Genomic DNA, 21,838 nt, shown 5'->3' with positions numbered 1-21,838 from the left:
TCGGCGATAGATCACAGCACAGGCGTGCACAAGGCCCGATCGATCACTCCGCCGCGAGTAGGGCCATCGCTGCGGGATTCTGGTACTCGCGCCACAGTGCGACGCGCCCGTCCCGGACCCGCACCACCACCACGAATGGGGCTGCGGCACGCAAGCCGTCGGCCTCGCGGACCGCCTCCACCTCGTACTCAACGACGGCGACCTGCGGGTCAGTCGTCTCGTGGACGACCACATTGCGCACGGCGGTAAACCGGATGCGTCCCCGAAGCGCCTCCCGCTGCGGGACGGCCCTGGCGGCGAACGCCTCCCGTCCCTCGACCCGCCGCGGCACACCGGACGGGGCAAACGGGCTCTCGACCACGCCGTCGTCGGCGAGGAACCTCTCCAGCCCGGCCGATGTCCCCGCCAGCAGGTAGTCCCGGAATCGTTCGAACGCCTCGCGCGGCCCTGCCAGCGCCCTTTGGTCCACTCCAGTCACCGTACACTCCTAACATGAGTTGTCACTCACGATCCTGCAGCCCAAATTATGAGTTGCCACTCATGTTGTCAATGTCCGGAGCCCACCGTGCCTGAGCCGCCCCTTCGCGCCGACGCCCGCCGCAACCGGGCCCGCATCCTCGCCGCCGCCGCCGAGGTCTTCGACAAGCACGGCACGTCCGCATCGACCGAGGAGGTCGCGCGTTGTGCGGGCGTCGCCGTCGGCACTGTTTTCCGGCACTTCCCCACCAAGGCCGACCTGCTCGCCGCGATCATGAAGGAACTGCAGGGCCGACTCGCCACGCAGGCCGAGACACTTGCCGCCGGGGGCGACCCCACCGCGCTGCTCACGTTCTTCGCCGAAGTCGTCGAGCGCGCGGCTAGCGCCCGCACAGTGGTCCATCTTCTCGCCGCCGGCGGGACGGACGTGGGCGTCGACCGCCAGGTCGCGGGCCTTGGCGAGGCTCTCGACGCCCTGCTTGCGCGAGCCCGGGAGGCGGGTACTGTCCGCGCTGAGGTGCAACTCGATGAAGTCATCGCACTGCTCACCGCCGCCTGCCACGGCGCACTGGCCGCCGGATGGGCGCCCGATCTTCGTCACCGCACCGTCGCCCGACTCCTCGACGGTCTACGCCCCTAAACCACTTTTGAAACAGACCCTAGAACAGGCGATCTCTCGCGTCTTGTGCTTCCCTCGCTCTTCGAACTACGATTCCATCCCTCTTTGCCCAACCACGAAAGTGCTTTCCGGCCAATTCGATCGTTGCGTCGCCCCATTCGGCGTTACAGGCATCACGAATAATGCAGCCCAACGTCAAATTATCAACGGTTGGATCATTTTGTAGTTCGGATATTGCAGCCAACCCGCCCGTGATGGACCCTAACCGCCCCCGAAGCAATTCAGTAGATATTTCTTTCTCAAAAACAACATCATCCGCAATCCGAACCAGGCCATCGGATTGGCTTGAGAACAAGACCAAGGGTAAACAACTGTGAAGTACGTCACGAGGCTGAGCAGCCGAGATAACGCCCGGATGAACATCTGTTGACAATCTGAGCGGTGTCGCTGAACTGAGCATGAATCTCGTGGGAAAACTCTTGCGTCAAACGACTGTGCTGCCAAGCGTGGCCTTAAGTTCAGTTCGTTAACCGCTGTCTACCCTGCGAGCCCTTGCCGTGCGTTCTTCCGTTCTTGTCGTGCCCGGCGGGCGGCGGCTGTTGGTGGTTGTGGCCATGATCGTTGCGGCCGCGCTTATTGCAGTGAGTGCGGTGTTCGCGTCGCGGACCTTCGGTTTAAGTCGGGAATCCTCTTCGCCTTCGGCGGGCGCGATAGCGGTGGTGAACGGCTTCGATGCATGTGGTGACGGCTGGTCGGGTCCGGCCACCGGCGGCGCGTTCGATTTCGCGGTGTCGAATTCCACCGTCGCCGGTGAAGCGGTCTACCTCGAAGGGGCCGATGACCGGAAGGTGTATGCCGAGGCTGAGGGTCTGGGCCCGAGCACGGTCTACCACCTGCGGGTCACTCTCGCCGACGGCCGGTACCGGTTCGTGTGTATGCCGGCTGGTAACGATCCGATCGCCGGGCCGGTGGTGACGGTGCGTGATTCCCCGGCTGGGCTTGTCCCGACTCCTGGCATCGAGGTGGTGACCCGAGCGGATTTGCTTCCCGCCGCTCACACTTACAACGAGTGGGTCGGCTCCCGTATCAAGGGACTGGCGAGCGACGCACAACGACTCGACACAGCGATTGTGAGTGGCGACCGTGCTGTCTCACAGGCGGCTTGGCTGACGGCCCAGCAGGACTACTCGCGCCTCGGTGCGGCCTACGGGGCGTTCGGGGATCTGGCCGACGCTATTGATGGTGATCCAGCCGCCGGTAGCTCGGCGCTGGAGGACTCCGATCTGCACGGGCTGCGCAAGATCGAGGCGCTGTTGTGGAGCGATCGACCGATCGCCGACGCCGCGCCGGTCGCCTCGCGGCTCATCACCGACATCGGATCGTTAACGGCGACGCTGGCCAAGACGCCGGTGAACGCCATCGATCTCGGTCTGCGTTCGCATGAGATCTTGGAAGACGCGATCCAGTTCACCCTCACTGGTGCCGACGACGCCGGTTCGCACACCGGGTTGGCGGTGATTGCGGCCGATATCGAGGCGACCCGCGCGGTGCTCGACCCGATCCGCCCCCTCGTGACATCCCGCTACGCCGGGCTGAGCGACGCGGACGCGTGGCTGGCCCGCACCGCGACCTTGGTCGCCTCCTACAAGACCGGCGGTACCTGGCGGGCGTTGGATTCGCTGGACCGCGCCCAGCGCGAAGCGCTCGACGCCGACTTGGAGCGCACCGTGGAGTTGCTCGCCCCCATCGCCGCGGTCACCGACCCGAGGGTGGCCGACCAGTGACCCAGAACCGGAACGCCAGCACGGGCGGAAACGGCCCCACGCGGATGGTGGGCCGGCGTGGGTTCTTGGGCGCGGTCGGCGCGAGCCTCGGCACCGCCGCCCTCGGCGCGGGGATAGGTGCGGCGGCCGTTCACGCCGACGCAGCGCCATCGGCTGCGGACTCGTCGGCCGCGCCTACCGGTGGGCGGTTCGCCTTCTACGGCGAGCACCAACAGGGTGTGCTCACTCCGCCCCAAGCCGCAGCGGCATTCCTGGCGCTCGATGTCACCGCAGCCGATCGTGCCGAGCTGTCCGAGCTGTTCCAGGCGGTCACTAGCCGGGCACGGTTTCTGGCTGCTGGTGGTGCGCCGCCGTCGGTCGGCATCACCGCGCCGCCGTCGGACTCTGGCGTCGTGGGGCCCGACATTAGCCCGGATGGTCTGACCGTGACGCTGTCGGTGGGCGCGAGCCTGTTCGATGACCGTTACGGGTTGGCGGATCGGAAACCGGCCCGGCTGGTGACGATGCCGGACTTCCCGAACGACGCGCTGCGCCGCGACATGTGTGACGGGGACCTCCTGCTGCAGCTGCGCGCCGACCATGCCGACACCGTGATCCACGCCATGCGCGACATCACCCGCGCCACCCGCGGCGGCATGGCTGTCCGGTGGCGGACCGACGGGTTCATCTCCCCGCCTCGCCCGACCGGAACACCCCGCAACCTGATGGGGTTCAAGGACGGCACCGCGAACCCGAACATCCACGACCCGGCCGAGATGGCACGGCTGGTCTGGGCCGCGACCGACGGCAGCGAACCCGCCTGGACCGCGGGCGGCAGCTACCACGTCGTCCGGCTCATCCGCATGCTGGTCGAGTTCTGGGACCGGGTTTCGCTGCGCGAGCAGGAGAACATGATCGGCCGCTCCCGCGACGTCGGCGCGCCCCTGACCGGAGTCAACGAGACGGACACTCCGGACTACCTCAACGACCCGAACGGTGACGCGATCCCCACCGGCGCCCACATCCGGCTCGCCAACCCGCGTACGCCCGCGACCGACTCTTCGCGGCTGCTGCGTCGCGGCTACAACTACAACGCCGGCACCGACACCAACGGCCAGCTCGACATGGGCCTCATCTTCACGACCTTCAACCAAGACATCAAGCGGCAGTTCGCCGCCGTGCAGCAGCGGCTGGTCGATGAAGCCCTGACCGACTACATCTCCCCGTTCGGCGGCGGCTACTACTTCGCGCTGCCCGGTGCCCGCGACTCCAACGACTGGCTCGGCCGCACCCTGATGAACTGACCGGCCCGCGAAAGTACCCACCAAAAGGAAAACCCGAAAGGCACCATGCAATGCGCTCCATCGGTTACAAACGCGCCGCCGTCGCGGCCGCGTCGGTTGCCGCCGTGGCCGCGACCGTGTTCGGCGTCGCTAACCTCGGCACGTCAGCCAACGCCGCACCGAAGGCCGACAATTCCGCCAAGACTGCGACCCCGATCAAGCACGTCGTGGTGATCTACGACGAGAACAACTCCTTCGACCACTACTTCGGCACCTACCCGCATGCGGCGAACACCGACGGCACCACGTTCACCGCCAAGACGGGAACGCCGATCCCGAACAACTACATCTCCCACCCGGACCTGCTCACCAACAACCCGAACGCGTTCAACCCGCAGCGTCTCGACGCGGCGCACGCGCTCACTTGCGACCAGTCCCACTCCTACGGCAGTGAGCAGAAGGCCTTCGATGGCGGCCTGATGGACCGCTTCGTCGAGGAGACCGAGACCAGCAGTTGCAGCCCGTCCACCCTCTACGGCACCGACGGAATCGTCATGGACTACTATGACGGCAACACCGTGACCGCGCTGTGGACCCTGGCCCAGAACTACGCCATGAGCGACAACAGCTTCAGCACCGGCTTCGGCCCGTCCACGCCGGGCGCTCTCAACCTGGTCTCGGGCAACACCTCCGGCGCGCTCAGCGTGAACTCCGTCACCGGGGTCCCGACCTCAACCACCACGACGACCGTGACGAGCGACCCTGACCCGTTCTACGACGACTGCGCCGACAGCAACCACGCCAAGACCGGCAACCTCACCATGATGACCGGCAAGAACATCGGCGACCTGCTCAACTCCCGCGGCGTCAGCTGGGGATGGTTCGAGGACGGCTTCACGCCGACCACGACCGCGGCCGACAGCCCGACCGGCTACGCCGTCTGCGGCGCCATGGTGCCGATCACCGCGGAGAACGCGAACTTCCCGCTCGGCGCCTATGTGCCACACCACGCGCCGTTCGCCTACTACGAGTCGACCTCCAACCCGCACCACCTCCTGCCCGCCTCGCTCGACGAGGTCGGCCACGACGGCCAGGCAAACCACAACTACGACGTCAGCTACTTCTACCAGGCGCTGGCCGCCGACAAGCTCCCCGCGGTCTCCTTCGTGAAGGCCGCGGCCGCCCAGGACGGACACCCCGGCAGCTCCAACCCGGTCGACGAGCAGATCTCCCTCGTCAAGGAAATCAACGCCATCGAGGCCTCGCCCGCCTGGGCCGACACCGCGATCGTGATCGCCTACGACGACTCCGACGGCTGGTACGACCACGTCGCCGCCACCATCACCAACGGCAGCGCCGCCAGCGGCAACTCCGCAATCTGCACCAACGCCGCCACCCTCGACATCGGCGGCCAGGTCAACCGCTGCGGCCCCGGCCCCCGCCAGCCGCTCCTGGTGATCTCGCCCTACGCGAAGAAGAACTTCATCGACCACACCCTGACCACCCAGTCCTCCATCCTCAAGTTCATCGAGGACAACTGGAACACCGGAAGGGTCGGCGGTGTCTCCGCCGATGCCACCTCCGGAGACCTGGACAACATGTTCGACTTCAAGGCACCCCCGGGACAGGCGATGCGCCTCACCCTCGCCGCCAACGGCACCGTCGCATCCGAGTCAAAGGTCCACGGTAACGGAAACGGCAACCGCAAGAACTAGCAGAACTCCTACGAACCACTGAATGAAACACCTGAAAATGGGCGGGGTCAGCTTCTGCTGACCCCGCCCAATTGCATCAAAGACCCAGATTACTGAATGGCTTCGATCGGAAGGGTCCTCCGGTCCCTCGGAAAGTAGCCAGCGACATCCCCATTGCATGATGCCGAGACAGGATGTGAGGTAGTAACTGGTTCCTTAGCAATCATCAAGAGGCCACGGGTTAGCTCCAGGCGCGAGCCCGTACGGACGCGACGATATGTCAGCGCAGTGGCGCTAGGCTCAAGTCGCCAGGCTCATGCTTGCCGAATTGCGCTCATAGAGATCAAGGGCGGCGCTGCGCGCCGCCTCGCGGCCCTCCGCCCGCTCGTCGGCCGGGCATGCGGCCTGGGGGCCGGTCCCGGCCGCCGGCGGCTCGTGCCGCATGAATCGCGTATGACACACTCCGCAAATGGAGTGGAGCCCCGCCCATCTGGCGGTCGAACATGAAGACTTACCGACGCTGCGCGACCTGCTCAACAACGGGCACGACGTTCAAGACGCCGATACGTCTGGATTGACACTGCTGCATCACGCCATAGACGGGGAGATCGATGGACACCACCAGACCGGCGAGCCTCTACATGTAGATGTGACGGCATACCTTCTCGCCCGCGGCGCTGACCCCTTAGCCCCATCCCACCGTTACGGAACGCCCCTGCAGATGGCGACGTTTAGCGGTCACTGGCTTGCCGTCGAGCTGATCCACTCGTGGCTTCGAAGGCCAGGCCTGGATAAGGAGCATGCCTCCGGCGGGGGCGCTCCGACTCCAGGGTGATCGCCGAGGGGTTGCTCACCCCTCACCGGCCCGTATATGGCTGAGGTAGAGGCCTGATCACCCCGCCGGCCATCGACCCGGGACAAGCCGAGCAGACCAAGGCCGCCGGGTCCGCTTCCCCTTCGGGCGGGTCGACGGCATACGGGGTGATCAGGCAGGGTGAACTGTGCGCGGGTACGCAAACTTGGTTGCAGACAGGATCGCCGCTTTGTCATGGTGTCCGCCATGGAGCTTGAGCCGGGCATCTATCCGGACCGCCACCACGACCCTGGACGGTGGTTGGCTCAGTTCGCCGGCCGAATCCTCGTAGTGTGCCCGCCGTGCGGCGGTTGTGCCGTCGTCGTTCCCCTGCCGGGTCTTCCTGAACTTAGATACTTCAGTGAGCTGTTGTACCGGCCGCGCCGTCTGACTTGCGCGGAGTGCGGAACCGTCGCCGAGTGGGCGCCCGAAATGCGGGGTGCCGGGTTGGTCGGCGTGGTATTGGGAGGCACTGAGGACCCGTTCTTCCGTCGACCTCTGTGGCTTCAGACCCGTTGTGTCGGCCAGATCCTCTGGGCCTACAACGAGGAGCACGTCAACGAGCTGGCGGCCTACGTTGGCGCCCGGTTACGTGAGCGTGGCGTCGCTCGGCCGACGATGGCCATGTTCGCGCGATTGCCACGATGGATGAAGGCGTCTGGCAATCGCTCTGATGTCCTCGCCGGCTTGGAGAGGCTGCGAGTTCTAGCCAAGCGGTCGGCGCCTGCCGACCGGTCTGACGTCGCACATGAGCGCGGCGACCGTCCGCGGCCACACTAGAGCATGTATTTCCGGGGCGGTTCTTACTAGGCATGAGGTTCAGAGCCCGAGTCACAGCCACACGGTGACATCCGGGACGGGACCGCAGCCTCGCAGGAAGTAGGCTCTGATCACCATTACAGTCCTTATGAGGCACACGACCAGACACCCAGTGCCTAGGTAAACTGCGAGCCCCCCAAGAGGTCCTGTGGCTGAGGCAGAGAAGAACGAGCGCATGTCGCTCGCGGTTAAAAGTGCCCAGTTCATCATGATCGTCCAAGGGGCGCTGGGACTCTTGTCCGGCGTGCTGCTTATCGCTCTGCTGGCGGCGTCGGGCGGCAAAGGTGATGTCCTGACATCGCTGGTTCTCGGCCTCAGCGTTGTGATCGCAGTGCTGATCGGCTGGTGGGCAGGCAAGTGGATCTCGCGTAGAAGACGGGTCAGGATCGCCGCGCTTGGACTTGAGTGCCTCATGGCCCTCACCTACATCTCCACACGTGCGCTCGACCCCCCTCCCAACATGTACGGCCTGGTCCTGCCCGTCGTCGTACTCCTTCTGTTGCTCCTGCCCTCTGCTAAAGCGTGGTTTGACCGCTGACCCGGTAGGGAGCGGCTGCGCTCATCAACCACTGGCACGCGGTGTGGGAGTTGAGCAGCAGCTACACCCGTCAAGCCGCGGGTGACCCGCCTGATCGTCGTGCAATCAGCGTGCAATTAGAGAGGGGGACGAGGGGTCAACCACGGTCACTCACGACCGGCCTGAAGCCCAGCTCAGCGGCCCTACGACCCCTGATCCATACACTTCCCAAGCTGACAGCGCGGGTCCGATCTCGTCATCCGCCCCACACGCGGAAGGCCGAAACATGGCCCTGGTCCGCCATCGGGCGAACTGGAATGCGTTGGTGCTGAGGACCGCAGGTGAGCCACAATCCCTCAGGCGCATCGATGGAGGGAACGCTATGGCCGGGGTCGTTCCAATGGATCTGGTCGTCCTTGCCGATGATGAGGGCAACAGCGTCTGCGTCAAGGTTCTGGGGCGTCATCCTGACTGGTCTGCCGGACTTGCGGCTGAGATCGTCGTCCAGACCCCCTTTGTGAGCGGCCGCATCGACCTGGTGTTGTCGGCCTCAAAACTGGAAGCATGGGCCGACGCCCTAGCCAGACTCGACGCCGGCGAGGACATTGCATGGATGGCCATGGGCAGAGGACCTTCCATCTCCATCCAGCTCACGGGCGAGCGTGACTGCCCAGAAGTGGTCGTTGAGGACGTGACCGGCTCCATGGTCACCGTGCGCGTTCCAGTCGTCCCACCAGAGGACTGGATCGCGAGCCACCGGCAGCGACTCCACGACCTGACGACTAACTGGAATCCGATTCCGTCAGCGTAGAAGGTCGTCGGATTAGCCCGACGAGCCAGCCAGCGCCTTTCTATAGGTGGCCCGGTGCGCTTTGGGAGCCATCTTGGGAGCCACCGGTGCGGACGATGCCGGATGGAGCCGTACGGGCCTGAACGGCCGCGGCGTTGTCGACCAGCGCCGCGAACTGATTCGGACGCCGCTGGAGATCGTTTGGGAACCTTGTAAACAGAAGGTCCGAGAGCGGACTGAGGATGGTCCGCCCCCATGCTTTGGACGTATCTCTCGCCTGAGAGTCGCGACGCCGGCACGCGCACCGGCACCGCGCTCTGGCCGGGCCAAGGGACAAAACCGTCCGGCGTGGGCGCTACTGCAGGTTGTTTTCGACGGAGTCGGCCGCGGCCTCTACCTCGACAGGCACGGAGAAAGGTGTGTAGCCGGGCGGCAGCTCGCTCACGTCCAAGTCGGAAAAGACCAAGGTCAGGTCATGCGCGTTGGTCTGGATACGCACTTCGTGGAATTCAATCCCGATGGCTGCGGTCCAGGCATCAGCCGACGTCGACTCAGCCATGACTGTAGCCCCGGGATAGAGGGGGTGCCACTTCACACCCCAGACGTACCCATCGAGGTCTACGCCGGTCTCGTAGTCGATGAGGCGGTCATCCAACGACTCGTGCCAGATCTCCGAAGGAACCGCTGTCTGGCATCGGGCATCAACGCAATACCGGAACAGATATCGCAAGTAAGCAGGTTGAATTCCGGTGCTCGGATCGGCCGTTGCGTACACGATGACCTCGTAGTCGCGCATGTAGTCGACGAACCCGTGGAACACCAGCGCCTGGTCAAAGACATCGTCCAGCGCCCGCTGGAGAGCCTCGCTATCCATGGTTGCAGTTGTACACCAGCGCGCCCAGACTGTGGTCAGGTCAAGCGGCGTTGCCCTCCTCCAGGGACAACCGCCTGAATGCCGAGCACCCACCGCCCGCCCACGAACGAGAGCTGAGGAATCAGCGCGCCGACAGGAGCAAGATCCGGAATATGCCCGGAATGATCAGCCCCGCAGCACCGCAGCCGACTGACCATCAGCAGCTAGCAACCAATCGGCCCATCATGAAGGCGACCCACTTCTAATCCGCCGGTCGCAGGTTCGAATCCTGCAGGGCGCGCCATCCTGACCAGCCAAAACACCTGCTGACCTGCGGTTATACACTCGGGCGGGGAGTGCTCAGGTCCGGCCGTATACGGCCCTCGCCGGGCGTGTGCGGCTGATCCTTCCCAATGCCTTCCCACGGGAACGGGCGCGATCCTCATAGCTCCAGGGCCTCGGAGAGAGCGCTCAGGGGCAGGGAGGGTGCCGGGGCTTGCCCGATTCGACGGCGGCCCGGGATGCTTGACGCGTACGCCGCCGATCCCGCCGCGTGGTCGACGACCTTCCTGGTAATGGACTTCGTTATCTGCCCAGAGCGGCGTCTCACACAGAGAGCTCTTGCGCCTCCACCGCCTGGCAATAGTCGAGTTGCTGCTTCGCCAGCTTCCGGACTCGTTTCAGTGATGCGATCCGCTCGTCGATGAGGTTGATCTTGGACTGCAGGCTCTCTTGTGCTCGCGCGTGATCTAGCACGCCGTCGGTCATCTCCTGGGAGAAGGCCAGGATCTCGCGCAGGGAGAAACCTATCGATTTCCCGGAGGCGATGAGGTCGGCCGTTTCGATGTCCTTCTCGGTGTAATGCCGATAGCCGTTCTCGCTGCGGCTGCTGGAGAAGAAGCCCACCTTCCCGTAGAAGCGGATCGTGTCGGTGCTGACGCCGACGCGTCTAGCGAATTCGCCGATCAACATGCGCTGAGCCTCCCTGTCGATCCGAGCGGAGTGGAGTGAGACGCGGATCACCCTGGACCTTGAAGCATACTCCAAGGTTTACGTTCGAGCCGACCGACAATCAAGGAGGCTCCAATGACTGTGACTCATCCCGAACCGGGAACTGCGGTAGACGGCCTGCCCGGCTTCCACCACCGCTACGCCGAAGGGAACGGCACCCGCATCCACTACGTGATCGGCGGCGCCGGCCCGGCGGTCGTGCTGGTGCATGGCTTCCCGTTCACCTGGGCGGTATGGCGTGAGCTGATGCCGATGCTGGCGGCCCAGGGCTACACCGTGCTAGCCCCCGACCTGCGCGGCATGGGCGATTCCGACCCAGCCGAGAGCGACACCTTCGCCAAGACCAACGTCGCCGAGGACATCCGGCAGATCGTGCTCGGGCTGGGTCTCGGACCGATCAACCTGGTCGGCATGGACGTGGGCGGCATGGTGGTCTACGCGTACGCGTCACGGCACCCTGACGAGGTCCGCCGGCTGGTGCTCTCCGAGACGCTGATCCCCGGCTTCGGCCTTGAAGAGATGATGAACCCTTCCGTCGAGGGCGGCACCTTCGGCTTCGGGTTCCACGGCCAGGTCGACCTAGCCACGTTCCTCACCCAGGGCAAGGAAACCGAATACCTCACGCCGTTCTACCGGCTGACCTCGGTGCGGCCGGACGCCGAGGAATACGGCGTCGCCCACTATCTGCCGCATTTCACCGGCCCGAACGGCATCCGCGGCGGCTTCCAGCACTACGGCGCCATGATCGAGGACGGCAAGGCCAACCGGGCCGAGTTCACGACCCGGCTCCCGATGCCGGTCCTGGCGCTCAACGGCGACCACGGCTACTACCGCGACCAGCTGCTGGCCGGCGTCCGGGAGGTCGCCGAGAACATCGAAACCGATGTCATTGCGCAGGCCTCCCACGCGTACGCGTTCGACAACCCGCAGGCCACCGCCGAGCGATTCCGCCAATTCTTCGCGGTGTCCGATACTGAGCGGCTGGTCATCGTCGACGAGATCCGCCAGTTCATGGCGCGGTACGCCTACTACGCCGACCACAAACAGTTCGACCAGCTCGCGCGGCTGTTCGCACCGGAGGCGACCTTCACGATCTATGACCCGCAAGGCGTCCAGGTTATGCAGATGGCCGGCCCGAAGGAGATCGAGGACGTCATCACCACCAGCGTCGGCGACGCCACCGCGATCCACCACCTGTTCTCCTTCACTACCGAGGTCCACTCGCCGGTGGCTGCGTCCTCGACCATCAACATGGAGGACTGGATCGACGGCAGCACCCTCACGGTGCGCGGCTACGGCCACTATCACGGCGAGTTCGCCAAGGTCGATGGCTCCTGGCGGATAGAGAAGTTCGTCCAGACCCGCCTGCGCACGGATGTGCTCCCGTGAGCGCGCTGGGCGCCAGTGGCATCGACGTGTTCCCGCTCAACCTCGGCGGCAATACGTTCGAGGTTGTCCCGTAGCTCGTAGAACTTGAAGTGGTGGTCCCCGCCTCGCGGCCTACCTGGTGGTAGGTCTCAAGCAATCGCCAAATCACTCCGAGTAGGGAGACGGGGACCGTGAGCAAGACCTACCAGAACCAGCGCCGCCGCGCCCAGCAAGCCGCACAAGACGTGGCCGTCCCGTCACAGGTGAGCGTCGCGATGGAGCAGATCGCCGCCTCGATGAAGGACGGCCTGCTCGCGCTGGCCGTGCAGTCCGGGCTGGCGGTGACGTTCGCGCTCCTGGAGGAGGACGTCACCGCCCTGTGCGGGTCGAGGGGCAGACACAACCCCGGACGGACCGCGGTACGGCACGGCAGCGACGCCGGGTCGGTGGTGCTGGGCGGCCGCTCCCGTGGACGCAACCTTCCCAAGCTGACAGCGTGGGTTCGATTCCCGTCGCCCGCTCCGCACACGAAGGCCGAAATAACTGCCCCAAGGTGCGCTGCCCTGTCTGGCACTGATAGTGGTTACGACACCGGTTGGCATTCTGCTGGCACCTCCGCATCGCCGCTCGTAACCGCTGCGAGCTTGGCAGGTGATCAGTGACCGGCCGGCGACGGGTTGACCGTGTCGCCGTCGAAGGTGGTCCGCATCTGAGGGGGTACCGCCATGATCTCGACATCTGGGAGAGCGAGCAGCGCGGCGATGGCCGTCACAGAACCGCCGACGTAGGTGGTCATGAAGTCGATCTCTGTGGCCACGCACCACGCGTGATCGTCGGGCCACCACAGGTTCGGCCGCTGATCGAAGCCGTCCAGTGCCGGGGCGTCCACGATGGTGGTCACAGTCCCCCGCAGCAGGAACATCTCTCTCTCAGGGATCTCGAACCGGGCAGCCTCTGGTGGCACGGGCACCCCGCCGAAACCTACCCAGACGCCGTACCAGCATGTTTCCGGGGTCGTGGTGTGCCGGGCCAACTCAGTCGCGAGTAGGCGCGCGAGATGTGCGGGGATGGTGCCCTCTGCTGGATGCTGATCCCACAGACCTGGCTGATCATCCCGCCAGTGAAAGCGGTAGTCGCCCGTGATCGACGGCCACTGCATCCCCGGATGTGGAATGCGGCCGTTGGCCTCGGCAACCTGGCGCCAGGACACCGTCTGACCGTCGAGATGGGCCGGGTGGAACACTCGCGCGTATCTGTCGAAACCAGCAGGCAGCACCGACAGTACGTCCACGCCGAACGGGCCGATCCGATCGACGATCCACCGGGCAGGCTCAGCGTCGGACGCAAGCTGGTAATCGGTCATTTTTCCATCGTGTTGGCTTCGCTGCAGTAGGGACCCCGCATGGTCGGCGTACTGCAATGGGTGACAACCTCGCACGACCGCTCACGTCCACGACCGCCCAGCAATCGTAAGAAGCGCGGCGCAATCCTGTGACCACGGCGGGGATGGTCCTGATGAGGAAGCCGTCACCACGCCCGGCTGAGGGTTGCAGTTTGGGTTTACAGTTCAGTCCCGTCCCAGCTCGATCAAGGGAGACCGTCCGCGCCTGTCGGCCCAATCTCTTGTGCACGGTTCAGTTCAATCAGCCGGAAGGCCCCCGCACGGACCTCGGTCTCCTCACCAGGGAAGTACTCGGAGAGGAACGTTGCCAGGTCGTAGTCGGTGAAGTCGTCGCCTGCAAGTTCGCGTTCCGCTTGTGCCAGCGGCAACGCCTCGTCATACCACGCCCCCCAGTCCTGGCCCATCCCCACAACTAGCAGTACCGCGGTGTCCGGGGACTCTGCTGCGAACAGAAGGCGCAGATCCGCCGACTCAAGCCGCAACTCACTTGTGCCCTCATTGGCCGCGTCATCGCTAAGCTGCCGCTGTAGATCGTCAGCAACCTGCAGCAACTCGCTGATGGCGGCGTGGACAGCAGTCATGTCGTCGACCGCCCGTTCGGACATGCTCGGCTCACCGGCCGCGGCGAACGCCTTGTCGATCTCCTGCCTGGCTTGCGCCGCCGTGTAGTTGGCCTTGACGACCTCCTTGCGGACCCGGAACGCGTCCACCTTGGCCTGGAGCCGCTGTGACTGCAGGGCAGCGCGTTCCTCTTCCCTCACCAACTCCTCGTACCGCCTCCGCGCAACGCGAGCATTCTGCTCGTGGCCGGCCCTACTGATCTGCAGTCCCAGGCGTTTGCGGGCAGCTGCCATATCGGCGACGTCTCGGCGAATCCGCTGCAGCAGTTGGAGCAGGCGCCGGTAGCAGTAATCGAGTGCGCTGCCGGGACTCTGCGTGCGGAGCGCAGACTGCAGAGGGACGACCAGAGGCGCCCCCGTTTCGGCGTCACATTCGAACAAGACCGCCACGGCCTCGCCAATCGCCCTGCCCTTCTCATGATCTTGAGCTACCAGCGTAGACAGCCAATCCCGGACCTCAGCGGACATACGGACCCGATAGGTCATGCGCTCTCCGTTATGACGGCGGACGATGATTGGTTGGCCAGAGGCCATTTTGTTTCAGGAGCCGCTTCGCAGCGTGCTGAGTGGCCCCCCATCGACAGTGACCTGAGGTGCCCCGGGTTGGTGGGAGGCGTCCAAGACTGGGACCATCCGGCCCCACCGTTCCTGCGCATCGTTCCAGGAACGGCGGGGCTTGACCCATTGCAGGGATTGTCACGGTGGTTTCCATGGAAGGCGAGACGGTTCAGCATGCCTGTCTGCGGCGTCTTCTATTCGTCCGCGCGTGTACCCGCGCCACTTGATATTGCTTACTGTTCCTCGCGGTGGCTTGGGGCGGTTTTAAGGCGAGGAATGACAAGACCCGCTGCGCGATCGGCGACGAGGGAATCCATGGCGTCAGCAGCGGTGCGGACATCCTCGTCCAAGGGCCTGTCTTCGGTCAGCGGTGCGATTGAGGGCGCCAGTGCGGCGACAAGGGAGCTAGCGCCCGACGCTTGCGGGGTCCGGTCGAGCAGGTGGAAGGCCTGCCGAAGAGCGACCGCCAGCATGCCGTGCATCCATCTCAGGCGCTCGGCCTGTTCCAGTGCGCTGAGCGCGGCCTGGTTTCCGAACGGTACGACGTCCTGATTGTGCAGGTTGGTGGGGAGGCTCTGCATTCCCGCAGGGAGGCATTCCCTCCGCATAGCCGCGACGACGGAGGTCGCAGCGATCTGCACGCCGGTGAGACCGTGCTGGCGACCAGGGTCAGCGGCCAGCAAAGGAGGGAGTCCGCCGTTGCGGTGCGGGTCAACCAGGAGGTCAAGTTGCCGCTCGGCTAGGTTCGCGAGCTGGGTGAGCACGTTCGCTACCAGGTCGGCCGCGAAAGCGATCGACTGGCTGAAGAAGTTGCCGCCGTGTGCCACCTTGCTCTGCTCGGGAAAGAACAGAGGATTGTCACTCACCCCGTTCAGCTCCGCTTCCACCGTCTGGCCGGCCCATTCCAATGCCGACCATGCAGCGCCGACGAGTTGAGGAGCGCAGCGAATACTGTAAACCTCCTGCAACGGCCTATCGGGAACGGTTACCCCACCGGCGAGAAGGTCGCGCAGTTCGGCCGCAGCCGCACGAACGCCCGCGTGCCCGCTGGCGGCAGCGAGGTCGTCGTCGGCGAAGGCCGGAGACGCGCCTAGAGCCTCGGCCAGAGCAGCCGTGAGATGCAGCGCAACGAGCAGTGACCTCTTGGCCTGGGCTACCGCCAGTGCCGCCGCGGCGCAGGAGAGTGATGTGCCGTTGACCAGCGCCAGCGCGTCGCGTCCAGTCAGTGTGAGAGGAGTGATCCCCATTCCTTTCAGGGCTTCCCCGGCAGGCAGGCGCGTGCCGTGCACGAACGCCTCGCCATGCCCAGTGAGCAGCCGGGTGGCGTGCGCGAGTGGTGCCAGGTCACCGCTCGCGCCGACCGAGCCGTACCGCGGCACAACCGGCACCAGCGGGGTGGCGAGAACGGCGGCCAGTGCTTGGAGCACCTTCGCGGACACCCCGGAGCGGGCCCGGGACAGAGTGGCCAGGCGCACCAACAGCATGCCGCGCGCCACTTCGGCAGGAAGGGGATCGCCCTGCCCGACGGTGAGGAAGTCGATGAGACCTTCGGCCCTGTCCGTGTCATCCGCCCTGCCACGGTAGTTGACGAGGGCACCGTACCCGGTGGTCTGACCGTAGATCATGGTCTCGCCTGTGCTCTGACTGATCACGAATTCATGACAGCGGCGAACCGGATCAAGGACGTCGCCGTGCATCAGGACCTGCAATGGACCCTTGGCCGACTCGACATCCTCCACGTGTAGCGGCCGTTCAATGGACAGCTCAGGCATACGTAAGCTGGGCGCAGTGCTCACTTGCTGGCTCCTTTGTCATGATTGTGTTGCATATGTCCCTGCAGGGCTTCCACTCGGCCGGCGCGTCGCTGCGGAGCCGATGCGGAAGTCGGGGCGGCGATCAGACCGGGATGTGGGATCGGCCGCCGTCAGTGCGGCGCGGGCCAACCGTTTCACCCGGGGGAAGTCATTGGCGCCCCTGCTCAGCCGCGCCGCCCGTACGAGAAGTTCGGGATCGGCCTGGCCGCCTCCCCCGAGCTGCCGGATCGCCACCTTCACCGGGTCGTCTAGCCGACGCGCTCCCAGCTCGGACACCTTCGCGATCTGGGCGCCCATCATGTGGTCGACGGCGAGCTGGGAAGGCCGGTTCCAGATCACGTGGGCGTACAAGGGATGGGACAGTGTCACCGGCCTGCGTCGCCCTTCTGCCCCTACCTGTACGAGGCCGGAACGTTCCACCTTCGAGCACCTCCACGGGCGCGAGAGCGGTCAAAGCGGAGGCGCCGACCGGTCCGCACACCGCCAGGTGCTCGAGTACGGCCCGCGCTAGAGGGTTCGTATCCGGTTCGCAACCAGGTCCTGAAGGTGGCTCGTCGGCAGAGGCTCGTCCCCCAGCCGCCATACTCCATCGCGAGAGTCAAGGGCGCCACTCTCCAGCGCGCCGAGCACCAGATCCCGCAGGTACAGCACGTTCCTCTGGCTAACGCTCTACAAGGTGGTGGCGGTGTCGGCGCTGACTGGGCTCCCCAGAGCGAGAGTCAGCAAGACCTTGGCGTCCCTGCCGGTCAAGCTGGACAACTCGACCCATACGGCACGGTCGGCCGACCACATCCGGTGCAGTACATCCGGCGGCGGCTGGCTCGTAGGAAGGGTGGTCAGCACGAAGATGTCACCCGCCTTCATAAGCTGCCCTAACAAGGCCAGTGACACCGCGTCGAGCAGGTTCAGGTCGTCGACGAACAGCCCCAGGCTGCGCGATAGGGCAACTGGTCGGCCATCGACCTGGGTATCCGTGTCGTGACGGTCAAGCAATGGCCTCGGTTCAAAAGTTCCGCCCCAATATATGGGGGTCGTATCGCTGAGGAGCGATGATTCCCAGAGGATCGAGGACGGACTTGATGCGTGCCGCAGTTTCCCAAAACGCGTCGTCGTTCGACCGAATGAGTCTCGACATCGTCTGTATGCCCAGCCGGTAAGGCATGAATCCATTGTCGGCGAGTACCGCGTGCAGCCCGTCTACGCAGTCCTGTGCGGCTGGGGCCGCTGCTGCATCACGACGGTCGAAAGTGACGTCGATTGTTGCCTGCAGTGTGACGTCGTTCATCACATTGAGCGTTATGGCGGGTTCGTATCCGTACGATCGGCAATGGCGCCGTGTGAGCTCGACGAGACGGTGAGCGCTACTGCCCGTGAAGGAAAGCACGGGCAGGCAGAAAAGGATTCCGGTGTCTGATGCGTCGACCTCGGTCGCCTCGACGGCAGGGCCATAGCGTGTGGCGAGGGCGCTCACCCCCGCGTCCGTGGGTGTCCCTTGCAGGATGGGGCGGATGGCGGCGAGTGCACCCTGCAGAGCCGGGTCGGTGGAGTGTTCTGTACCGCCGGCGTCCAGCACGTCTGCGATGCCGGTGAAGGTGCTGCACAGGTCTTGCCAGGCAGCTGCCGAACCTCGGGTGGTGCCGCCGATCGAGCCAATGGCGACCCAGGATCGATGGGGGACGCCCAGGGCGGACTGAAGCCGCTCGCGGTCAAAGATGTGGGTGGCGCTGCGGATCACTCCTAATTCGTGGAGTATGCGGAGCTTGTTTACCAGTTCGGGGAGGTCCCACTCGTCGCTGACGGCGATGGCGAAGACACGGTGGCTTGGTGGCTTGGATCGCAGGCCGATCGCCGCCGCGGTGATGATGCCGTAGTTCGACTGGGTGAACATGCCGTCGAGTGAGGGGCCGATGCCGTGTCGCCAGCGGTGTGTCGCCTCGCTGTGACCGTAGTGCCAGTAGCCGGTGCGGACCGTGGTCCCGTCATGCAGCATCACCTCCAATCCCCTCAAGTCATCGATGCGAGGACCCAGCCAGCCGTCGCCTCGTTCCGCGATATTGCCGACAATGCTGGTTCCACGGGCAGACCCCGTGACGTTGAGGTGAAGTTCCGGCGCTTCGGCAGAGAGACACGAAGCAAGTTGGCCCTGAGTCACTCCGGGTTCGACGACGGCCACTTTGGCATCCTGATCCAGGACTCGTATGCGGTTCATACCAGACAGGTCCAAGACGACGCAGCCGTCACGCACGGGCAAGGACGAGCCCAGGCCCCAGTTCTTTCCGGTGCTCACCGGATAAACAGGTACGTGATGTTCTGTTGCGATGATCAAGGCGAGGCGTAGCTGTTCCACGGTGGATATCCGCAGGCGCGCTGGGACGTGGCGCTGGAAACCGCCGGCGTTGAGTGCCAGATCGGCCAGGGAACGGCTGTCGGCGGCCACTGAGCTGTCGCCGAGGGCTTCGCGCCAGGCTTCGATGGCGGCGGCCACCTCGGAGGTGTGGATGTTGGCAGGGGTGCTCATCATGCCTCTCAGGGCAGCGTCTGTGGCGGGGGGAAGAACTCGTCGATGGCAGCGGCGACGTTTGGTGGAAGCGATGTGGTCTGCTGGTACACCAGGCTCAGTTCATCGTCGAATTTAGGTGCCGCGAATGTGGTACTGCCATAGCGGGCGTAGCCCAACCTTCGGAATATCCGCTCCTGATCCTGCCGGTTACCGGCCGTTCCCCAGATGAGCCTGCGGTTGATATTTCGGGCCAGGAGTGTTCCGGCAGCGAGCAGGATTGCAGCGAATCCTTGATTACGCGCCTCGCTCGCGACGATAAGTCGGCCCCCTTCGAGAACGTCCCTATCCGTAGCTTTCATATCCTGCAGGAGTGAAGTGGCGGCCACAGGGGCCGCGCGTCGAACATGACTGTGCTCCCCCAGCGCTTCTAGTGGTGCGTAACGAACACATCCGAGAATACGTCCGCCGGCGCGGATTATCAGGATGTGCCACGAGACGGCATCTACGGGGTCGGAGTCACGTAGCGTTCCGTCGACCTGGCGGAAGGCCGGGCGGCGACCATTATCCCAGGCCACGGCGCCCCGAAACTCTTGAATGGAAGCGACGCGCTTCCTCCAGCTTTGCATGAGGGGCGCCGGAGCGTTGTCACCGGGTTGCCCTACCAGTTTCAGATCAAGGCCTGCCTCAGCCAGTTTCCCCGGGGTGGGAAGCACAAATGTGCCGGACCGAATAGGGAAGGGCTCGGTCACCGCTCTTGCTCCTGTACAGAGTAGCGATGCACCAATTCCGCCTTATTGATCTTTCCGGCGGGAGTACGCGGAAGGTTTTGAACGAAATCATATGAACGAGGACGTTTGTAACCTGCAAGTTTGCCGTGCAGCTGAACGGTCATGTCTGCCGCTGTGACGTCCGGGGACGACGGCACAACGAGGGCGTGGATTCGCTCACCCCAATATGGGTCGGGTAGCCCGATGACCACCGCGTCCTTGACCCCCGGCAACGCCTGAATGGCACGTTCGACCTCGATTGAGTAGACGTTCTCACCCCCAGTGATGATTACGTCCTTGGCGCGGTCGACGATGTAGATGTTGGCCTCCGCGTCCTGGAAAGCCAGGTCTCCAGTCTTGAACCACCCATCCTGTCTCACGTCTTTCGCGACGCCATTGTCCCAATATCCGCAGAACACATTGGGGCCTGCCACTTCGATTTCACCGACGTCGCCAGGGATTTCGGCGCCGCTGATTCGTATCCGGACGCCGGTGGCAGGCCTTCCGCAAGAGCGAGCGAGGGGAAAGTCCGGGCCGTTGTGCCGCACGGCGTGATGCGGGCGCGCTCCGAGAATTGCTCCTAAAGAGATCTCGGTCATCCCATACCCTTGGACAAGGTCGCACGACAACTCGGCAAGCGCTCGGTCGAGCAGCCGCGGATGGATGGGCGCGCCACCGTAGAACAGCGTTCGCCAGGCAGACAGGTCAGTGCGGGCAAGCGAGTCACTGTCCAACACGGCTGAGATCATCGTGGGCACCAGCAGCGTCGCGGTGACCTGCCGCTGCTGCATCACGGTAAGAAAGCCCTGCGGGGAGAAGCGCTCCAGGAACGCATGCGACCCACCCCTGAGCGTGACAGCAAACAGAGAACAGCAGTCGGCGATGTGGAACATGGGGGCCGCGTGGAGGTACACCGTGTGCTCGTCATAGCCGAGTTCCATGACCGTGTGGTAAGCGTTGCTCACAAGGCTGCGGTCGGTATGAGCGACAGCTTTGGGGATTCCAGTGGTCCCTCCCGTACCGAAGAGCACTGCGATGTCGTCCTCGTGCCTGAGGTGCGGCCCGACCGATGGGCCCTGTGCCGCCAGGTCGTCCAGCCCCGTTCCGGGTGCCGCCCCTTCAATAGCCACCACCGGATACTTTTGTTGTACGGCCTGGGTGACTTGCAGGGAATCGCTGACTACGAGGCGCGGCGCGATGCAGTCCATGTATCCACGCAGATCTGACTCGGTCAGACGGGTATTCAGCGGAGCGACGATTCCCCCGGCCCATGCAATCGAATAGAAAAGCTCGAGATATTCGGGTCGATTGGCCAAGCCGACGGCAACGCGGTCGCCGGGACGCACTCCTGCCTCCCGCAGGGCTCCTCCGATGCGGGCGACCCGCTCCCGCGTCTGACCCCACGTCATATTTCCGCCGGCCAAGCGCAGCGCCGCACGATCAGCATGAACGGCAGCGGCATATTCCAGGCTGTGCACAAGAGACAGCTGCCCCATCGGTTCGCGGCTCACCGCTGGAGACCCTTTCTCCATGGCCGTCCCGTCGTCAGCTTGTCGTTCACGACAGTGTCCGAGAGGCAGTCTGCAGCGCGGACGTATCCGGCCAAGGGCCGGTCCGGATCGGCCGAAGGAATCGTCTCGGTTTGCCGATTCTCAGCGCTATGCGATTAAACTGGTCCTGCATCGGTATCCCTCGTTGATTAATGAGATGAGTCGGTGCACCGGGACAGTAAATTCGGTCCCGGGTATGACGGGGGCGCCCTTCGGCGGCCTCACAAGCGTCGCAGTAATGACTTCTGTGCGTTGATGCCGATCGGCCACCAGCTAGCCATATGTCCCTCTGGATATGGCGTGGAACACTCACTTGTGCTGAAGCCGTGGATATCTCGCGATCATCCCCCGATGGTCGACGAGCGTCAATAGAGCTTCGGCCGCCACCTAAAGATCTTGATCCACAGGTATTGACGATTGCTCGAGTCGACGACCACCATGATCTATGACGGCCAGCCGATATTCGACCATTTCAAGAAGGTCGACGACAACACCTTGATCGGCGTCTTGAACGGCAAGGACGTACCCGAGGAAGGCCCCTTCTTCTACTTCATCCTCGACCGCGCCTGACAGGAGCCAT

The 21,838-nt window shown here is 64.5% G+C and carries 21 protein-coding genes; 10 read left to right on the top strand and 11 right to left on the bottom strand.

The genetic code is table 11. The annotated features are described in order from the left end of the window. Positions 1-43: 43 nt before the first annotated feature. On the bottom strand, positions 44-478 hold the full coding sequence (locus tag Pth03_RS19395; RefSeq protein WP_203945733.1) for a nuclear transport factor 2 family protein: 435 nt from the start codon (positions 476-478) through the stop codon (positions 44-46). An 87-nt stretch (positions 479-565) separates the two neighbouring features. On the opposite strand from Pth03_RS19395, the gene Pth03_RS19390 reads away from it, so the two are divergent. The 7 genes from Pth03_RS19390 to Pth03_RS19360 all read left to right on the top strand — a co-directional run bounded on the left by Pth03_RS19390 (position 566) and on the right by Pth03_RS19360 (position 8,836). After that, positions 566-1,117, top strand: a complete 552-nt coding sequence (locus Pth03_RS19390; RefSeq protein WP_239119184.1) for a TetR/AcrR family transcriptional regulator — start codon at positions 566-568, stop codon at positions 1,115-1,117. A 536-nt stretch (positions 1,118-1,653) separates the two neighbouring features. Further along, entirely contained in the window at positions 1,654-2,880 is a 1,227-nt protein-coding gene (locus Pth03_RS19385; protein ID WP_203945731.1) for an EfeM/EfeO family lipoprotein, read from the top strand. 44 nt (positions 2,881-2,924) lie between these two features. Further along, positions 2,925-4,163: an iron uptake transporter deferrochelatase/peroxidase subunit gene (gene efeB / locus Pth03_RS19380; protein WP_203945835.1), complete on the top strand. Its 1,239-nt coding sequence runs from the start codon at positions 2,925-2,927 to the stop codon at positions 4,161-4,163. Positions 4,164-4,213: 50 nt separating this feature from the next. After that, positions 4,214-5,857 carry a phospholipase C gene (locus tag Pth03_RS19375; RefSeq protein WP_203945730.1) on the top strand — a complete coding sequence of 548 codons (1,644 nt, stop codon included), beginning with the start codon at positions 4,214-4,216 and terminating at the stop codon, positions 5,855-5,857. Positions 5,858-6,305: 448 nt separating this feature from the next. Next, positions 6,306-6,671: an ankyrin repeat domain-containing protein gene (locus tag Pth03_RS19370; protein ID WP_203945729.1), complete on the top strand. Its 366-nt coding sequence runs from the start codon at positions 6,306-6,308 to the stop codon at positions 6,669-6,671. A gap of 985 nt (positions 6,672-7,656) precedes the next feature. Beyond that, entirely contained in the window at positions 7,657-8,046 is a 390-nt protein-coding gene (locus tag Pth03_RS19365) for a hypothetical protein (RefSeq protein ID WP_203945728.1), read from the top strand. A gap of 379 nt (positions 8,047-8,425) precedes the next feature. Next, entirely contained in the window at positions 8,426-8,836 is a 411-nt protein-coding gene (locus Pth03_RS19360; RefSeq protein WP_203945727.1) for a DUF5959 family protein, read from the top strand. A gap of 334 nt (positions 8,837-9,170) precedes the next feature. Here Pth03_RS19360 and Pth03_RS19355 read toward each other — a convergent pair whose 3' ends face one another. Both Pth03_RS19355 and Pth03_RS19350 read right to left on the bottom strand, forming a co-directional pair. Continuing rightward, on the bottom strand, positions 9,171-9,689 hold the full coding sequence (locus Pth03_RS19355) for a YxiG-like protein (protein ID WP_203945726.1): 519 nt from the start codon (positions 9,687-9,689) through the stop codon (positions 9,171-9,173). Between the two features lie 585 nt (positions 9,690-10,274). Beyond that, positions 10,275-10,640 carry a MerR family transcriptional regulator gene (locus Pth03_RS19350; RefSeq protein ID WP_203945725.1) on the bottom strand — a complete coding sequence of 122 codons (366 nt, stop codon included), beginning with the start codon at positions 10,638-10,640 and terminating at the stop codon, positions 10,275-10,277. A gap of 114 nt (positions 10,641-10,754) precedes the next feature. Here Pth03_RS19350 and Pth03_RS19345 point away from each other — a divergent pair, with 114 nt between their 5' ends. Both Pth03_RS19345 and Pth03_RS42525 read left to right on the top strand, forming a co-directional pair. Then, positions 10,755-12,068 carry an alpha/beta fold hydrolase gene (locus Pth03_RS19345; RefSeq protein WP_203945724.1) on the top strand — a complete coding sequence of 438 codons (1,314 nt, stop codon included), beginning with the start codon at positions 10,755-10,757 and terminating at the stop codon, positions 12,066-12,068. 170 nt (positions 12,069-12,238) lie between these two features. Beyond that, positions 12,239-12,709, top strand: coding sequence for a hypothetical protein (locus Pth03_RS42525; protein WP_203945723.1), 471 nt, complete (start codon positions 12,239-12,241; stop codon positions 12,707-12,709). On the opposite strand, the gene Pth03_RS19335 is transcribed toward Pth03_RS42525, so the two are convergent. The 8 genes from Pth03_RS19335 to Pth03_RS19300 form a co-directional block, all read right to left on the bottom strand. Next, positions 12,703-13,410 (bottom strand): hypothetical protein, encoded by a 708-nt coding sequence (locus Pth03_RS19335; RefSeq protein ID WP_203945722.1) that lies wholly within the window; start codon positions 13,408-13,410, stop codon positions 12,703-12,705. The genes Pth03_RS42525 and Pth03_RS19335 overlap by 7 nt on opposite strands. 224 nt (positions 13,411-13,634) lie before the next feature. Further along, positions 13,635-14,555 carry a PspA/IM30 family protein gene (locus Pth03_RS19330; RefSeq protein ID WP_203945721.1) on the bottom strand — a complete coding sequence of 307 codons (921 nt, stop codon included), beginning with the start codon at positions 14,553-14,555 and terminating at the stop codon, positions 13,635-13,637. Between the two features lie 305 nt (positions 14,556-14,860). Next, the gene (locus Pth03_RS19325) at positions 14,861-16,423 is read right to left on the bottom strand and encodes an HAL/PAL/TAL family ammonia-lyase (protein WP_203945720.1); all 1,563 of its coding nucleotides are present in this window, start codon (positions 16,421-16,423) and stop codon (positions 14,861-14,863) included. Positions 16,424-16,438: 15 nt separating this feature from the next. Beyond that, a complete protein-coding gene (locus tag Pth03_RS19320) occupies positions 16,439-16,861 on the bottom strand; it encodes a hypothetical protein (RefSeq protein WP_203945719.1) in 423 nt (140 codons plus the stop codon). A 249-nt stretch (positions 16,862-17,110) separates the two neighbouring features. Next, positions 17,111-17,434: a hypothetical protein gene (locus Pth03_RS19315; RefSeq protein ID WP_203945718.1), complete on the bottom strand. Its 324-nt coding sequence runs from the start codon at positions 17,432-17,434 to the stop codon at positions 17,111-17,113. A 10-nt stretch (positions 17,435-17,444) separates the two neighbouring features. Continuing rightward, on the bottom strand, positions 17,445-18,962 hold the full coding sequence (locus Pth03_RS19310) for an FAD-binding oxidoreductase (RefSeq protein WP_203945717.1): 1,518 nt from the start codon (positions 18,960-18,962) through the stop codon (positions 17,445-17,447). A 5-nt stretch (positions 18,963-18,967) separates the two neighbouring features. Beyond that, on the bottom strand, positions 18,968-19,690 hold the full coding sequence (locus Pth03_RS19305; protein ID WP_203945716.1) for a GNAT family N-acetyltransferase: 723 nt from the start codon (positions 19,688-19,690) through the stop codon (positions 18,968-18,970). Beyond that, on the bottom strand, positions 19,687-21,219 hold the full coding sequence (locus Pth03_RS19300; RefSeq protein WP_203945715.1) for a class I adenylate-forming enzyme family protein: 1,533 nt from the start codon (positions 21,217-21,219) through the stop codon (positions 19,687-19,689). The genes Pth03_RS19305 and Pth03_RS19300 overlap by 4 nt, the downstream gene beginning before the upstream one ends. 456 nt (positions 21,220-21,675) lie before the next feature. Between Pth03_RS19300 and Pth03_RS19295 the strand changes: the two genes are divergently transcribed. Next, positions 21,676-21,828 carry a DUF4334 domain-containing protein gene (locus Pth03_RS19295; RefSeq protein WP_203945714.1) on the top strand — a complete coding sequence of 51 codons (153 nt, stop codon included), beginning with the start codon at positions 21,676-21,678 and terminating at the stop codon, positions 21,826-21,828. The last annotated feature ends 10 nt before the right edge of the window (positions 21,829-21,838 follow it).

It is taken from the genome of Planotetraspora thailandica, from assembly GCF_016863335.1.
Taxonomy (GTDB): Bacteria; Actinomycetota; Actinomycetes; order Streptosporangiales; family Streptosporangiaceae; genus Planotetraspora; species Planotetraspora thailandica.
This window is presented reverse-complemented; position numbering and strand designations above follow the sequence as displayed.